The organism is Klebsiella sp. CN_Kp104 (genome assembly GCF_040064515.1).
In the GTDB taxonomy this organism is placed as follows: Bacteria; Pseudomonadota; Gammaproteobacteria; order Enterobacterales; family Enterobacteriaceae; genus Klebsiella; species Klebsiella aerogenes.
Map to the genome: position 1 here is coordinate 112,284 of NZ_JBEAII010000007.1, position 16,243 is coordinate 128,526.

Sequence of the window (16,243 nt, forward strand, 5' to 3'; positions counted from 1 at the left end):
AAGTTTCTCCAGTTGCACAGGCTTTCGTTATATTTTCCTCTCCTGACTTTCACAAAATATTCTTATTTTCTCCATTATTTTTTGTCTTAATTTTGACCTTCAAAGTAAGCGAAATAACCTTTCCATGACTTTCGAAAGGGCGGGCTGAGAATCCCCACAATAATAATAGTGTTAAGGAACATCTAAGCTCCATTGCGATATTTCCATTGAGACGAAATGTCACCGCGCCCCTCTTTTCCTCGCGATTTAATTCACGGGGGGACGTCTTACATCTTGAGAAAATAAAATGAAACACATCATAGCCCCCATCGCAACAGCATTATTTCTCCTGAGCGGATGCGATAATGTGCAGACAACTGCGCCGCAACAACCCACGCCGGAGGTGGGAATTGTTACGCTGCAAGCCCAGCCGGTGCCGGTGGTCAGCCAACTGACTGGCCGCACTACCGCCTCGCTCAGCGCCGAAGTGCGCCCGCAGGTCGGCGGTATCATTCAGAAGCGCCTGTTTACCGAAGGCGATATGGTGAAGGCCGGACAGGCCCTTTACCAGATCGATCCCTCCAGTTATCGCGCCACCTGGAACGAAGCGGCGGCCGCGTTGAAGCAGGCGCAGGCGCTGGTGGTCTCTGATTGCCAGAAAGCCCAGCGCTACGCGTCGTTGGTCAGAGATAACGGCGTCTCTCGCCAGGATGCCGACGACGCCGCCTCCGCCTGCGCCCAAGACAAGGCCAGCGTGGAGTCGAAAAAAGCGGCGCTCGAGAGCGCGCGCATCAACCTGAACTGGACCACCGTCACCGCGCCGATTGCCGGGCGCATCGGCATCTCCTCGGTCACACCGGGAGCGCTGGTCTCTGCCGACCAGGATACCGCGCTGGCGACGATCCGCGGCCTCGACACCATGTATGTCGATCTGACGCGATCCAGTGTCGATCTCCTGCGTTTACGCAGGCAGAGCCTGGCCAGCAACAGCGATACCCTCAGCGTGACGTTAACCCTTGAGGATGGCAGTACCTATCCCGAAAAAGGGCGTCTGGCGCTCACCGAAGTCGCCGTCGATGAATCCACAGGCTCGGTGACTCTGCGCGCCATCTTCCCCAACCCGCAGCACGTCCTGCTGCCGGGAATGTTTGTCCGCGCGCGTATCGATGAAGGCATCATGAACGACGCGATCCTCGCGCCGCAGCAGGGTATCACCCGCGATGCCAAAGGCGACGCCACGGCGCTGGTTGTCGATGCCGACAACAACGTTGAGCAGCGTACCGTGCAAACCGGCGATACCTACGGTGATAAATGGCTGGTGCTGAGCGGTCTGAAAGCGGGCGACAAGCTGATTGTCGAAGGCACCGGTAAAGTGTCCCCCGGACAAGCGGTGAAGGTCGTTGCCGTCAAAAATAACGGAGGCAATGCCTGATGTTCTCCCGTTTCTTCGTGCGTCGCCCGGTCTTTGCCTGGGTGATCGCTATCCTTATCATGCTTGCCGGGGCGCTGGCGATCCGCACGCTGCCGGTGGGACAATATCCGGACGTCGCCCCGCCAGCAGTAAAAATATCCGCGACCTATACTGGAGCTTCCGCAGAAACCCTCGAAAACAGCGTCACCCAGGTTATCGAGCAGCAGCTCACCGGGCTGGATAACTTACTTTATTTCACCTCCACCAGCAGTTCGGATGGTACGGTAAGTATTACCGTCACCTTTGAGCAGGGAACCGATCCGGATACCGCTCAGGTACAGGTGCAAAACAAAGTGCAGCAGGCGGAATCGCGTCTGCCGAGTGAAGTACAGCAATCTGGCGTAACGGTAGAAAAATCGCAAAGCAGCTTCCTGTTAATCCTCGCGGTGTATGACAAAACCAACCGCGCCACCAGTTCTGATATCTCCGACTGGCTGGTCAGCAATATGCAGGACCCGCTGGCGCGCGTGGAGGGCGTCGGCAGCCTGCAGGTATTCGGCGCCGAATACGCGATGCGCATCTGGATGGATCCGACCAAACTCGCCTCTTACTCGTTGATGCCTTCCGACGTACAGTCGGCGATTGAGGCGCAGAACGTGCAGGTCTCCGCGGGTAAAATCGGCGCGCTACCGTCGTCCAATGCCCAGCAATTGACTGCTACCGTGCGCGCGCAGTCGCGGCTGCAAACGCCTGACCAGTTCAAAGCGATCATCGTGAAGAGCCAGTCAGACGGGTCGGTGGTGCGCCTGAGCGATGTCGCGCGGGTGGAGATGGGCAGCGAGGATTACACCGCTACCGCTAATCTGAACGGCCATCCCGCCGCCGGGATTGCGGTGATGATGGCGCCCGGCGCCAATGCGCTGGATACCGCGACGCTGGTGAAAAGCAAAATCGCTGAATTCCAGCGTCAGATGCCGCAGGGCTACGATATCGCCTACCCGAAAGACAGCACCGAGTTCATCAAAATCTCGGTCGAGGACGTCATTCAGACCCTGTTTGAGGCGATTATCCTCGTGGTCTGCGTAATGTATCTGTTCCTGCAGAATTTCCGCGCGACGCTCATTCCGGCGGTAGCGGTACCGGTCGTGTTACTTGGCACCTTTGGGGTGCTGGCGCTGTTCGGCTACTCCATTAATACCCTGACGCTGTTTGCCATGGTGCTGGCGATCGGCCTGCTGGTGGATGATGCCATTGTGGTGGTGGAAAACGTCGAACGGATTATGCGCGACGAAGGGCTGCCCGCCCGCGAAGCCACCGAAAAATCGATGGGCGAAATCTCCGGCGCGCTGGTGGCGATCGCCCTGGTGCTGTCGGCGGTATTCCTGCCAATGGCCTTTTTCGGCGGTTCGACCGGGGTAATCTATCGCCAGTTCTCGGTGACGATTATCTCGGCGATGATGCTGTCGGTGGTCGTAGCGTTAACCCTCACTCCGGCGCTGTGCGGCGCGCTGCTAAGCCACTCCAAACCTCATGACAAAGGTTTCTTCGGCGCCTTTAATCGCCTGTGGGGGCGTACGGAAGATGGCTACCAGCGTCGCGTACTCGGCGGCCTACGCCGCGGCGCGGTGATGATGGGCGCTTACGCCTTGATTTGCGGGGCGATGGCGTTGGCGATGTGGAAACTTCCGGGCAGCTTTCTGCCGGTGGAGGATCAGGGCGAAATAATGGTCCAGTACACCTTGCCTGCCGGGGCGACGGCGGTGCGTACCGCCGAGGTGCGCCGTCAGGTGACCGACTGGTTCCTTACCAAAGAGAAAGCCAATACCGAGGTTATCTTCACCGTCGACGGCTTCAGTTTCAGCGGCAGCGGTCAGAACGCCGGAATGGCCTTCGTCTCATTGAAAAACTGGTCGCAGCGCAAAGGCGACGAAAATACCGCGCAGGCCATTGCGCTGCGCGCCAACAAAGAGCTGGGCGCGATCCGCGACGCCACCCTGTTCGCCATGACGCCGCCATCGGTGGATGGCCTTGGGCAAAGTAATGGCTTCACTTTCGAGCTGATGGCCAGCGGGGGTACCGATCGCGATAGCCTGATGAAGCTGCGCAGCCAACTGCTGGCCGCAGCCAATCAGAGCGGCGAACTGCAGTCGGTTCGCGCCAACGATCTGCCACAAATGCCACAGCTGCAGGTGGATATCGATAACAATAAAGCCGTCTCGCTGGGGCTGTCGCTCAGCGACGTGACCGATACGCTCTCCAGCGCCTGGGGCGGCACGTACGTCAACGACTTTATCGATCGCGGCCGGGTGAAAAAGGTCTATATCCAGGGCGAGAGCGACGCGCGCGCCGTGCCGTCCGATCTTGGTAAATGGTTTGTCCGCGGCAGCGATAACAGCATGACGCCGTTCACCGCGTTCGCCACCACCCATTGGGAATACGGCCCGGAAAGCCTGGTACGTTACAACGGCTCGGCCGCCTTTGAGATCCAGGGGGAAAACGCCGCGGGCTTCAGCTCAGGTGCGGCAATGGACAAAATGGAAAAACTGGCCAATAGCCTGCCGGCGGGTTCCACCTGGGCATGGAGCGGTATTTCGCTACAGGAAAAACTGGCCAGCGGCCAGGCGATGAGCCTGTACGCCATTTCGATTCTGGTGGTGTTCCTGTGCCTGGCGGCGCTGTATGAAAGCTGGTCGGTGCCGTTCTCGGTGATCATGGTCATCCCGTTAGGCCTGCTTGGCGCGGCGCTGGCGGCCACGCTGCGCGGCTTAAGTAACGACGTCTATTTCCAGGTGGCGCTGTTGACGACTATTGGCCTGTCGTCGAAGAACGCCATCCTTATCGTTGAATTCGCTGAATCCGCGGTGGATGAGGGCTATTCGCTCTCGCGGGCGGCGATCCGCGCCGCGCAGACCCGTCTGCGCCCGATTGTCATGACCTCGCTGGCATTTATCGCCGGAGTACTGCCGCTGGCCATTGCTACCGGCGCCGGGGCCAACAGCCGCGTGGCGATTGGTACCGGGATTATCGGCGGCACCCTGACGGCGACGCTGCTGGCGGTGTTCTTCGTCCCGCTGTTCTTTGTGCTGGTGAAGCGTCTCTTTACCCGCCCACGTCCTTCTCAGGAGTAAGTTATGTTTCGTTTGAGTTTAATGTTTATCGCGCTCCTGACCGCGGGCTGTGTCTCTCTTGACCCGCACTACGAGCGCCCGGCCGCGCCGGTGCCGGCGACCCTTCCCGGCGCGCACGGCGAATCAACGGCGGTGGTCGGCGACTGGCAAAAAGTGGTCAATGATGCGCGGTTAAAAAAAGTGGTCAGCATCGCGCTTAACAGCAACCGCGATGTGCAAAAGGCATTAGCCGATATTGAAGCCGCTCGCGCCCAGTATGGCGAAACGCGCGCATCGTTGTTTCCCACCGTCGATGCCGAGCTGAGCCATACCCGCAGCAAAACGATCGCCAGCGGCCTAAGTTCTACCTCGCAGGCTGACGGCGCGGTCTCGAGCTTCGAACTGGACTTGTTCGGCAAGAACCAGAGCCTGTCGCGCGCGGCGCGAGAAAGCTGGCTTGCCAGCGAATTCACCGCGCAAAATACCCGACTGACGATGATTGCCGATTTGACCACCGCCTGGGTGACGCTGGCGACGGATAATAGCAATCTGGCGCTGGCGCAGCAGACGATGGATAGCGCGGAGAACTCGCGCAAAATCGTCGCTCGCCAGATGGCGGTGGGCACCGCCTCCGCCGGTGATTTAAGTTCGGCGGAAAGCGTCTATCAGCAGGCGCGAGCCAGCGTCGCCAGCTATCGTACACTGGTGGCGCAGGATAAAAACGCCATTAACCTACTGGCCGGGGAAACCGTGCCGGAGAGCCTGCTGCCCGGTACGCTGGAGAGCCTGGGGGATAACAGCATCGCGCTGGTGCCGGCGGGGGTATCATCATCGGTACTGTTGCGCCGGCCGGATATTCAGGAGGCGGAACATAATCTCAAGAGCGCTAATGCCGATATCGGTGCGGCGCGAGCGAACTTTTTCCCGTCCGTTTCGCTGACCGCCAGCGCCGGGGTCGGCAGCGATTCACTATCGTCGCTGTTTAGCCATGGCATGCAGGTGTGGTCGTTCGCCCCGTCCATCAGCCTGCCGCTGTTCACCGGCGGCAGTAATCTGGCGCAGCTACGCTATGCGCAGGCTGAGAAAAAGGGGCTGATTGCCACCTACGAGAAATCCATTCAGAGCGCCTTTAAGGACGTTGCCGATGCGCTGGCGCGCCGGGAAACGCTGAGTGAACAGCTCGATGCCCAGCAGCAGTATGTTGCCGCCGAGCAGAAGTCGCTGGATATCGCGATGAAGAGTTATCAGGCCGGGGTCGGCGACTATCTGTCGGTGCTGACCGCCCAGCGGACGCTGTGGTCGGCGAAGGCGACGCTGCTGTCGCTGCAGCAGACCGACCTCAATAACCGCATTACGCTCTGGCAATCGCTGGGCGGCGGCGCCAGTTAATGTTCCTCTTCGGACGCGTTATAGCACCTTAATCACTCCTGGCACATGCGTTAACTCCAGATTGCGGTAATAAAATATTCCACCTTTATTACCGCAATATCTCTGGCTATACCTACAATTCTCCTATTATCCCAAGCGTATTAATCGTGATACTCTTCACATGAATGGAATAAAAAATTCCTTATACTGCGCGCAACTGAGAATAACGAGGTTTTTATGAGTATCGACCTGAGCAAACTGCTGACCGAGCGACGCAACGCCAACAGCGCCAACATTGACACCCTCTCCACTGTCGACATGCTGACGGTGATAAACCAGGAAGATCAGCAAGTGGCGCAGGCGATAACGCCTTACTTGCCGCAGATAGCGGAAGTCGTAGATAAAGTGGCGGCGGCGCTGCGGGCCGGGGGACGGCTGATTTACATCGGCGCTGGCACGTCGGGGCGTTTGGGTATTCTGGACGCCAGCGAATGCCCGCCGACCTTTGGCACCCGTCCGGAACAGGTGGTGGGGATTATCGCCGGCGGACATAAAGCGATTCTGAGCGCCGTGGAAAACGTGGAAGACAATAAAGCGCAAGGGGCGATGGATCTGCAAAACCTAAACTTCAGCAACCGTGATGTACTGGTGGGGCTGGCGGCCAGCGGGCGTACGCCGTACGTCATTGGCGCGATGGAATACGCCCATAGCCAAAATGCGTTTGTCGCTATCGTCAGCTGTAACCCGCACGGTGAAATGGCGCAGCTGGCGGATGTCGCAATTACCCCGGTGGTCGGCCCGGAAGTGGTTACCGGATCGACCCGCCTGAAAGCCGGCACCGCACAGAAACTGGTGCTGAACATGATCTCCACCGGGGCGATGATCCGCATCGGCAAGGTCTACAGCAACCTGATGGTGGATGTCGAAGCGACCAACGCCAAGCTGATTGAGCGCCAGGTGTCTATCGTGATGGAAGCGACCGACTGCGATCGCGCCACCGCGCAGAATGCGCTGGATGCCTGTGGCCGCCACTGTAAGACGGCGATTGTGATGGTGTTGGCTGACTTAAGCGCTGCAGAAGCGCAGTCGCTGCTGGCGAAAAACAACGGTTATATCCGCAAGGCGCTAAGCAACACCTGAGCGCCGACAGACAGGTAACAGGCAATGGCAAAAATAACTAAAGAGATGATAGCGCGGATCCTGGCTCACGTCGGCGGGGCCGCAAACGTGGCGCAGGCGGGTAACTGCATGACGCGCCTGCGCTTGACCCTGCGCGATGAAAGCCTGGCCGATAGCGCCGCCATTCGCCAGATTGACGGCGTGATGGGGGTTATCGTCAGCGATGAACAGTTCCAGGTGGTATTAGGTCCCGGCAAGGCGCAGACCGCCGCAGAAATGATGAACGGCCTGATGGAAGCGGCGCCGCAGGCAGCCACCTCGCTGGCGGATGTGGCAGCGGAGAAAAAGCAGGCGTTAAAGAGTAAGCAGACCAGCGGGGTACAGAAGTTTCTCGCGAAGTTCGCCACTATTTTTACGCCGCTGATCCCCGGCTTTATCGCCGTCGGGCTGTTGTTAGGCTTCGCCACGCTGGCGGAACAAATCTTCGTGCTGGAGAACGCGCATCCTAACGCCAGTCTGGTGGCGCTGATTGGTTATATGAAGGTATTCAGCAAAGGGATGTTTACCTTCCTGAGTATCCTGATTGGCTATAACGCTCAGAAAGCCTTCGGCGGTTCGGGCGTGAACGGCGCGATTATCGCCTCGCTGTTCGTGCTGGGCTACAACCCGGAAGCGACCAGCGGATTCTACGCCGGAATTTCGACCTTCTTCGGTCATGGTATCGACCCGCGCGGCAATATTATCGGCGTGCTAATCGCCTCGATTCTTGGCGCGTGGGTGGAGCGTCAGGTGCGGCGGATAATGCCCGCTAACCTCGATATGATCCTTACCTCGGCGGTGACGCTGCTGATTATGGGCGCGGTGACCTTTACGGTGATTATGCCGATTGGCGGCTGGCTGTTTACCGGTATGTCGTGGCTGTTCCTGCATCTTAACGGCAATCCGTTTGGCTCGGCGGTGCTGGCCGGGCTGTTCCTGCTGGCGGTGATGTTCGGCGTGCATCAGGGGTTTGTGCCGGTCTATTTTGCGCTGGTGGATGCGCAGGGCTTTAACTCGCTGTTTCCTATCCTGGCGATGGCCGGGGCTGGGCAGGTGGGTGCAGCGCTGGCGCTGTTCTGGCGCGCGAAGCGCGATTCGCTGCTGCGAACCCAAATCAAAGGGGCGATTATTCCGGGCTTCCTCGGTATTGGCGAACCGCTGATTTACGGCGTGACCTTGCCGCGCATGAAACCGTTTATCACCGCCTGTATCGGCGGCGCCTGCGGCGGCTTCTTCGTGGGCCTGATTGCCTGGCTGGGGCTGCCGGTGGGCCTGAACACGGTGTTTGGCCCGTCCGGGCTGGTGGCGCTGCCGCTGATGACCTCCGGTAGCGGAATTTATGCCGGGATGGCGGTGTACGCCGGCGGTCTGGCGGTTTCGTATTTATGCGGTTTTGTCCTCACCTGGCTGTTCGCCAGTAAAAACGTTGACCTGAGTTAAGCGTATTTCCACGGATATGGTTAGGCATTCGGCCGGTAGCCCCGGTAAGCGTAAGCGCTACCGGGGAAGGCGCTTAGACGATTTTCATCTTATTGATACCTTTTCGTGTTTAAAAATCGAGCACAAAATCGTTATAGTTTTGCTCGAAAAATAATAATGATTTTCCATGGACTGATGGGGTACTGATGATGAAATTGCGTTTACGCACGGCGGCGGCAGTGATGCTGGCTGGCCTGCTGTTAGCGGGCTGTGACCAGAAGAATGACAATGCCAAACACATAAAAGTCGGCGTGATTAACGGCGCGGAACAGGATGTGGCGGAAGTGGCGAAGAAGGTGGCGAAAGAAAAGTATGGCCTCGACGTCGAGCTGGTGGGCTTTAGCGGCTCGCTGTTGCCGAACGATGCTACCAACGCCGGGGAGCTGGATGCCAACGTCTTCCAGCATCGTCCCTATCTGGAACAAGACAACAAAGCGCACGGCTACCACCTGGTGGCCATCGGCAATACTTTCGTCTTTCCCATGGCCGGCTATTCGCGCAAGATTAAATCCGTTGCCGATATTAAAGATGGCGCGACCATCGCCATTCCCAATGACCCGACCAACCTCGGCCGCGCGCTATTGTTATTGCAAAAAGAGCAGCTGATTACCCTCAAAGCGGGTACCGGCCTGCTGCCGACGGCGGTGGATATCACCAGTAACCCGCGAAACCTGAAAATTATGGAGCTGGAGGGCGCGCAGCTGCCGCGGGTGCTGGACGATCCGAAGGTCGATGTCGCCATTATCAGTACCACCTACCTGCAGCAAACCGGGTTATCTCCGGTACGCGACGGCATCTTTATTGAAGACAAAAACTCGCCGTACGTGAACATCATTGTGGCGCGTGAAGACAATAAAGATGCCGAAAACGTGAAAGAGTTTATGCAGTCGTACCAGTCGCCGGAAGTGGCGAAGGCGGCAGAAACCATCTTCAACGGCGGCGCGGTACCGGGCTGGTAATCATCTACGCTGCGCCATCAGGTGCAGCAGCGGCACCAGAGACAGCCCGTCCGGCATTTCGCCGCGGGCGATCAGCTGGTTTATCTCCTCGAAGGTAAACCAGCCGGTTTCCATCACTTCATCCTGATCTGCGTCCATGCCAACCCAGCTTAAATCGGTGGCGAGCCAGGTGATAAACAGCTGGTCGCTGCTGCCGTATGACGGGTTGTAGCGGATGATTTCCTCAGCGTGTTGCGCCTGCCAGCCGGTCTCTTCGCGCAGTTCGCGCAGCGCGGCGACGGCGGGTTCTTCGCCTTCATCGACGCCGCCTGACGGGATAGCCCACACCACCTTATCGATCAGATAGCGGTAATGGCGAATTAGCAGCACTTTGTCATCCTGGAGCGCCACAATCCCGACCGCCGGGCGCGGATAGTGAATGGAATAAAAGTCGCGCCGCTCGCCGGGGGCGACATCAATACCTACCTTGCGCATGCTGAACCATGGTGTTTCGGCGATGATCTGCGGATTATGCATATCGGCGGCGGTCAGTTTCTTTTTCATCCTGCCATTCCTGTAGAAAGTTTAATCTTCAGAACAACATAGCCGGCTGCGATTGGCAACCGTCGCAGGTTGGCCCGATTCCATCGATCATTGCCCAAATGCCCATATTACGCCAGGCTGGTACGCAATACGATGTTCGTCAGATTACCCCACAGAGGAACGCTAACATGAACATCACTCATATCCGTAATGCTACACAGATTATTGAATACGCAGGTAAAAAATTCCTGATCGACCCGATGCTGGCGGACAAAGGCGCCTGGCCGGGATTTCCAGGAACCGCGCGCAGCGAGCTGCGCAATCCGCTGGTGGCGCTGCCGTTTTCCCGTGAAAAAATTATCGACGTCGATGCGGTTATCGTCACCCATACCCATGACGATCATTGGGACGAGGCGGCGATCGCCACGATCCCAAAAACTCTGCCGGTTTTCGTCCAGCATGAGGCCGACGCCGCGCTGCTGCGCAGCCAGGGATTTCAGGATATCCGCCTGCTGTCGGCAAACAGTGAATTTGCCGGCGTAAATCTGCAGAAAACCACTTCCGGGCAACATGGCAGCGACCGTACCTATGCGGTACCGGCGATGGCTGAACGTCTGGGCGAGGCCTGCGGCGTGGTGTTCCGTCATCCGCAGGAAAAGACGCTGTGGCTGGTTGGCGATACCATCTGGCGCGATGAGATTGAAGCCGACATGCTGAAGCTGCGCCCGGATGTGGTGGTGCTGAACGCCGGCTACGCTCACGTTATCGGCTTTGGCCCGATCATCATGGGCAAAGAGGACCTGCTGAAGGCGCATTTCGCCCTGCCGGAAGCGAAAATCATGGCCATCCACCTGGAGGCGGTCAACCATTGTCTGGTGAGCCGCGAAGAGATGCGCCAGTACGTCGCGGATAATCAGATTGCCGGGGTAGTGAGTATTCCGCAGGATGGGGAAACCGTTGTTTATTAACCTGCTCAAGGGGAAGGGATGATGACATTAACCGACGTGGCGATTGTCGCCGTAGAAGGCTTTAGCCCGTTTCATTATGCCGTCCCCTGCATGCTGTTTGGCGATACGGTCTCGGAAACCAAACGTTTTAATCTGCAGATTTGCGCCGAACAGCCGGGATTACTCAGCGCCCGCGACGGCTTTGCGCTGTACGCCAGCGGCGATTTTACCGCGATGGAACAGGCGGATATCGTGGTGGTGCCCTACTGGGGCGAGGTCAACCAGCGCCCGCCGCAGGCGTTGATCGCGAGTTTGGTTCGAGCGCGCGATAACGGTGCGGAAATCGTCGGCCTGTGCCTCGGCGCGTTTGTCCTTGGCTACGCCGGGCTGCTCGACGGTAAGCGGGCGGCGACCCACTGGGAGTTCGAGCAGGATTTCCAGCGCCTGTTTCCGCAGGTTCAGCTTGATATCAACGCCCTGTACGTCGATGACCAGAAGGTGATTACCTCGGCGGGGACCGCCGCGGCGCTGGATTGCTGCCTGTATATCATTCGCCAGCGTTTTGGCAGCCTCGCCGCCAACCAGATCGCCCGGCGGATGATCGTGCCGCCGCACCGCGAGGGCGGCCAGGCGCAGTTTATCGCCCAGCCGGTGCCGCGCAACACCCGCGATGCGCGGATTAATTGTCTACTGGATTATCTGCAGCAGCACATTGCCGAGCCGCATAATCTTGATTCGCTGGCCGAGGTGGTGGCGATGAGCCGCCGTACCCTGACCCGCCACTTCGCCAGGGCGACCGGGATGAGCATTGCCGACTGGTTGACCGCTGAACGTCTGCGCCGCAGCCAGAGCCTGCTCGAAGCGGGGGATTTGCCGGTCGAGCAGGTGGCGGAAGCAGTGGGCTATCTCTCCGCCGTGACCTGGCGCCAGCAGTTTAAAGCGCGTTTTGGCGTTAGCCCGACGGAGTGGCGGCGGACTTTCCGCCGCGGCGTTTAGCCGGCGAGAGTCGAACTGTCGATCACGAAGCGATATTTCACGTCGCCCTTGACCATTCTTTCCCAGGCTTCGTTGATCTGATCGGCGCGAATCAGCTCAATATCGGCGACGATGCCGTGTTCGGCGCAGAAGTCGAGCATCTCCTGGGTTTCCGGGATACCGCCGATCATCGAGCCGGCAATCGAGCGGCGGCGGAAGATCAGATTGAACACTTCCGGCGATGGATGCGGCGTGGCCGGGGCGCCAACCAACGTCATGGTGCCATCGCGTTTCAGCAACGTGGTGAAGGCATCGAGATTGTGCGGCGCCGCCACGGTGTTGAGGATGAAATCGAAACTTTTGACGTGGGCCGCCATTTCGTCTTCGTTGCGCGACACCACGACCTCATCCGCGCCCAACGCTCTGGCCGCGTCGCGCTTGGATTCCGAGGTGGTAAAGGCCACCACGTGGGCCCCCATGGCGTGGGCCAACTTGATCCCCATATGTCCCAGACCGCCGATGCCGACGATGCCGACTTTTTTGCCCGGCCCGGCGTGCCAGTGGCGTAGCGGCGAATAGGTCGTGATCCCGGCGCACAACAGCGGCGCGACGGCGGCGAGCTGCGCTTCGGGATGGTTTATCCGCAGTACGTAGCGTTCATTGACCACGATCTGCTGTGAATAACCGCCCAGCGTATGCCCCGGCGCGTCCTGGGTCGGCCCGTTATAGGTCAGCACCATATGGTCACAGTAGTTCTCCAGCCCTTCAGCGCACTCCTCGCACTGCTTACAGCTATCCACCATACAGCCGACGCCCACCAGATCGCCGACGGCGTAACCTGAGACGGCATCGCCGACCGCCGTCACCCGGCCAACGATTTCATGGCCCGGCACGCAGGGATACAGCGTCCCGGCCCATTCCGCTCGCGCCTGATGGAGATCGGAATGGCAGACGCCGCAGTATGCAATAGCGATCTGCACATCTTGTGGGCCGGGTTCGCGGCGGGTGATAGACATCGATTCGAGCGGCTGGCTGGCGGAGTACGTACCTATAGCGTTGATCTGCATAGCATTACCTCTTGTGCAATAGCGTGATAAATCAAGCGGAAGGGGGTGAGTGTTTTTTGCGCGGCAAGGGTAAGCTTAGCCTGGTTAGGGCAGGATGAGAAAAGCGCAGTTCGAAGGGTTAAAGAAGGCGCCTCACCGAGGTGAGGCGCTCGTGATATCAAGGCGCGATGGGTGTCAGATAATCCAGCCGCAGCGGCTCGGCGAGCAGGCTCTCCATCTGGCCGATAAAGGCCTGGAAGTAGGGCTGGGCGATATGCTCATCCAGCGCCTGCTGGTCGCGCCAGGACTCACGCATGTAGAAGGTATCCGGCGCGTCGCGCAGCTGAAACAGCGCGTAGTCGAGATTGCCCGGCTCCTCGCGGGTTGGCAGCAGCAGCGCCTGCAGCGCGTCGCGCAGGGCCTCGGTTTGCCCGGCTTTCGCCTTCAGAACCGCGATAAGCGCAATGGTGTCGTCGCGCATTTAGAAACCCTCCAGCACGATTTTGCCGACCGAGCGCCCGGTTTCCAGCTTAGCGTGGGCTTTTTGCAGGTTGGCGGCGTTGATGGTTCCGTAGTGCTCGCCAAGGGTGGTGCGCAGCGTGTTATCGTCAATCAACGCGGCGACGCGGGTCAGTAGCTGATGTTGGGCGATCATGTCATCCGTCTCAAACATTGAGCGGGTGAACATAAATTCCCAGTGCAGCGAAATGCTTTTCGCTTTCAGCGGCACCACGTCCAGGCTCTCCGGGTCATCAATCAGCGTCAGCTTACCCTGCGGGGCGAGCGCGGCGATCAGTTCGTTAAAATGCTGATCGGTATTGGTCAGGCTGGCGACGTGGGTCACGGCATGAATGCCGATTTTCGCCAGTTCTTCACCGAGCGGCTTGCTGTGGTCAATGACGTGATGCGCCCCGGCCTCGCGTACCCACTTCTGGCTTTCCGGGCGCGATGCGGTACCAATTACCGTCATGTTGGTGAGTTTGCTGGCCAACTGGGTGAGGATAGAGCCAACGCCGCCCGCCGCGCCGACAATCAGCAGCGTATCTCCGTCGTTACCGCCTTCCTGCACGCCAAGGCGGTGGAACAGCAATTCCCAGGCGGTGATAGCGGTCAGAGGCAGCGCGGCGGCGGCGGCATTCTCCAGCGAGCGCGGCTTCAGCGCCACGATGCGTTCATCAACCAGTTGCAGTTCGCTGTTACTGCCGGGACGGCCCAGCGCGCCGGCGTACCACACTTCATCGCCCGGCGTGAATAGCGTCACCGCATCGCCAACGGCTTTCACCACGCCAACCGCATCCCAGCCCAGCACCCGCGGGGTATCGGCATTAAAACTGGCGCGCACTTTGGTGTCGACCGGGTTCACCGAAATGGCTTTGACCTCGACCAGTAGATCGTGCCCCTGCGCCTGCGGATCCGGCAGATCGATATCGCGTAAAAAGGGGATGTTGCTGCCGTCGGCGGCGGCATGGGTAATGGCAATGGCTTTCATAGGTTCTCCGGTCTACAAAAAGGATTCATGGTGCGAATGCGTCGAGGATAGACCGCTCTACCGTCGGGAAAAACGGCCCGGCGGCGATAACAGTTATATAAAAAAAGTGAAAATCGGCGACACCACCCATCCTGCGCCCGCCTGTCACTACAGATAAACAGTGCGATGGTCAGGTACCAGGACCATGATGGTTCAACAATATAAATTATCACAAGCATAGCGTTTCATATTTGAGAAAGTTTCCTCCTCCATGTCGCAAATATTAATATCACTCCGGCAGAATAATAATATTGCGTTATGGCTCAAGGTTTATACCTTGACTCCCGACATCCTGCGTGCGATTTTTCTTCTATCAAATAATAAACAGAGTTTCATATTTGGAACAAAAATAAAACCATCGTGCTATTTAATTAAGAGTTTCACCACTGAGACAAAATAATAAGTCGATATTAATCGACGGTCTTCTATCGCTTATAAAAATAAAGTGAGGGATGTGCTATGCGTAAAATACTCCTTTCGCTGCTGCTGGCTGCCGTGACCAGCGGGCTGGCGCTGGCGGACGACGGTAAGCCGTTCCCGCATATCGGCTGGCGCAGCGCGGATAATCTCGCCGGGCTGGATTTCGGCGGCGCGCTGCGGGCAAACTATCGCTATGAAGACTGGAAAGGCAGTAATTATCGCAACCCGCCGCATCTGCGTTTTGATACCTTCCGTATCGACAGCAGCGGCTTCTATGATAATTATTTCTTTGATGCCGGGTTCTGGTTTCAGGATCACCGTAAATACGCCATCGACCGCGCTTACGTAGGGTATCGCTTCGACAATAATAATAATATCCAGCTGGGGATCCCCGGCAAACCATTTGGCCTTGAACCTTATCCGCAATTTGGCTGGTCCTATGGTATTCCGTTTTATTTAGGCTTTGGCGTTAGCGCCGGTAGCGGCGTGAACTATCAATATCATGATAATAACTGGTCACTGGATGTGGCCTATTTCCCATGGATGGAACCGGAGAATTTGCGCTATGCGCCGGACGTTGGCGATTACGATCGGCTGAAAAACACTATCTATCCGACTCAGCATCAACAGCATAATGAAAAGCGCGACCAGGTGAACGTGCGTATTGCGCGGGATTTTCACGGCGGCGGCTGGAATAACGAGCTGGGCGGCTCGCTGGCGCTGGCGCGGTTGCACAACCGCGAGACCGACGACGACGGCACCTTCTGGGCGGCAGGCGTGCACGGCATGTTACATAACGGGCCGTGGCAGCTGACCTCGCAGTTGATTCGCTACCAATACGATCCGAAGAACCCGGCGGGCGTCAGCGACGATACGATTCTGATGGGCGGCAACGGCCTGACGCCGGCCTACCTGATACCGGCAAAAGCGACGACCGCGTCGCTGAACGTCGCCCGCGATGTCGACGTGAAGTGGGGCGGCGTATCGAAGCTGCGTTTTTACAACGACTACAGCGTGCTGTGGAAAGATAAAAGCGGCTGGAGCGATTCGCAGATGAACACCCTTGGCGTACAGGTCTTTGCGCTGCCGGTGATGTTCTGGGTCGATCTCAGCTGGGCGAAGAACGTTAATCCGTGGGGCGGCGCGCTGAACGCCACCGGCTGGACCAGCACCCAGTCCGAGGGCAGCGGCAAATGGTACTTCCGCACCAACGTTAATATTGGTTATTACTTCTGAGGCGGGAATTTTCCCTGCTCGCGCTGCGCTCAGCAGGGCTACGGTTCTGCGCCGTCTGGTAGCCCGGGTAAGGCGCTAGCCGCCACCCGGGGACCTTTCTTGCTCGCG

Annotated in this window: 13 protein-coding genes; 9 read left to right on the forward strand and 4 right to left on the reverse strand. The window is 58.3% G+C overall.

Annotated elements, in window-relative coordinates; genetic code table 11:
• Positions 1-286: 286 nt before the first annotated feature.
• The 6 genes from eefA to nlpA all read left to right on the forward strand — a co-directional run bounded on the left by eefA (position 287) and on the right by nlpA (position 9,461).
• Positions 287-1,411 (forward strand): multidrug efflux RND transporter periplasmic adaptor subunit EefA, encoded by a 1,125-nt coding sequence (gene eefA / locus ABLU80_RS10480; protein ID WP_042893671.1) that lies wholly within the window; start codon positions 287-289, stop codon positions 1,409-1,411.
• On the forward strand, positions 1,411-4,518 hold the full coding sequence (gene eefB, locus ABLU80_RS10485) for a multidrug efflux RND transporter permease subunit EefB (RefSeq protein WP_047048178.1): 3,108 nt from the start codon (positions 1,411-1,413) through the stop codon (positions 4,516-4,518). Before eefA ends, eefB begins: the two co-directional genes overlap by 1 nt.
• 3 nt (positions 4,519-4,521) lie before the next feature.
• Positions 4,522-5,886: a multidrug efflux RND transporter outer membrane subunit EefC gene (eefC, locus tag ABLU80_RS10490; RefSeq protein ID WP_348849956.1), complete on the forward strand. Its 1,365-nt coding sequence runs from the start codon at positions 4,522-4,524 to the stop codon at positions 5,884-5,886.
• Positions 5,887-6,102: 216 nt separating this feature from the next.
• Positions 6,103-7,005, forward strand: a complete 903-nt coding sequence (gene murQ / locus ABLU80_RS10495; RefSeq protein WP_015369100.1) for an N-acetylmuramic acid 6-phosphate etherase — start codon at positions 6,103-6,105, stop codon at positions 7,003-7,005.
• 24 nt (positions 7,006-7,029) lie between these two features.
• Positions 7,030-8,463, forward strand: a complete 1,434-nt coding sequence (gene murP / locus ABLU80_RS10500) for a PTS N-acetylmuramic acid transporter subunit IIBC (protein ID WP_015369101.1) — start codon at positions 7,030-7,032, stop codon at positions 8,461-8,463.
• Between the two features lie 188 nt (positions 8,464-8,651).
• Complete coding sequence (gene nlpA / locus ABLU80_RS10505) at positions 8,652-9,461, forward strand: lipoprotein NlpA (RefSeq protein WP_015703853.1); 810 nt, start codon at positions 8,652-8,654, stop codon at positions 9,459-9,461.
• On the opposite strand, the gene ABLU80_RS10510 is transcribed toward nlpA, so the two are convergent.
• A complete protein-coding gene (locus ABLU80_RS10510) occupies positions 9,462-10,004 on the reverse strand; it encodes an NUDIX hydrolase (protein WP_045362966.1) in 543 nt (180 codons plus the stop codon).
• A 167-nt stretch (positions 10,005-10,171) separates the two neighbouring features.
• On the opposite strand from ABLU80_RS10510, the gene ABLU80_RS10515 reads away from it, so the two are divergent.
• Both ABLU80_RS10515 and ABLU80_RS10520 read left to right on the forward strand, forming a co-directional pair.
• Positions 10,172-10,951, forward strand: coding sequence for an MBL fold metallo-hydrolase (locus ABLU80_RS10515; protein ID WP_015703851.1), 780 nt, complete (start codon positions 10,172-10,174; stop codon positions 10,949-10,951).
• Positions 10,952-10,972: 21 nt separating this feature from the next.
• Positions 10,973-11,926: a helix-turn-helix domain-containing protein gene (locus ABLU80_RS10520; RefSeq protein WP_047048047.1), complete on the forward strand. Its 954-nt coding sequence runs from the start codon at positions 10,973-10,975 to the stop codon at positions 11,924-11,926.
• Here ABLU80_RS10520 and ABLU80_RS10525 read toward each other — a convergent pair.
• The 3 genes from ABLU80_RS10525 to ABLU80_RS10535 all read right to left on the reverse strand — a co-directional run bounded on the left by ABLU80_RS10525 (position 11,923) and on the right by ABLU80_RS10535 (position 14,440).
• On the reverse strand, positions 11,923-12,972 hold the full coding sequence (locus ABLU80_RS10525) for an NAD(P)-dependent alcohol dehydrogenase (RefSeq protein ID WP_032709443.1): 1,050 nt from the start codon (positions 12,970-12,972) through the stop codon (positions 11,923-11,925). The two genes, ABLU80_RS10520 and ABLU80_RS10525, sit on opposite strands and share 4 nt — an antisense overlap.
• Positions 12,973-13,129: 157 nt before the next feature.
• Positions 13,130-13,432: a putative quinol monooxygenase gene (locus ABLU80_RS10530; protein ID WP_015369108.1), complete on the reverse strand. Its 303-nt coding sequence runs from the start codon at positions 13,430-13,432 to the stop codon at positions 13,130-13,132.
• Positions 13,433-14,440 carry a zinc-binding alcohol dehydrogenase family protein gene (locus tag ABLU80_RS10535; protein WP_348849957.1) on the reverse strand — a complete coding sequence of 336 codons (1,008 nt, stop codon included), beginning with the start codon at positions 14,438-14,440 and terminating at the stop codon, positions 13,433-13,435. It abuts the gene before it with no gap.
• A gap of 498 nt (positions 14,441-14,938) precedes the next feature.
• On the opposite strand from ABLU80_RS10535, the gene ABLU80_RS10540 reads away from it, so the two are divergent.
• Positions 14,939-16,135 carry a hypothetical protein gene (locus tag ABLU80_RS10540; RefSeq protein WP_042893658.1) on the forward strand — a complete coding sequence of 399 codons (1,197 nt, stop codon included), beginning with the start codon at positions 14,939-14,941 and terminating at the stop codon, positions 16,133-16,135.
• Positions 16,136-16,243: the final 108 nt, after the last annotated feature.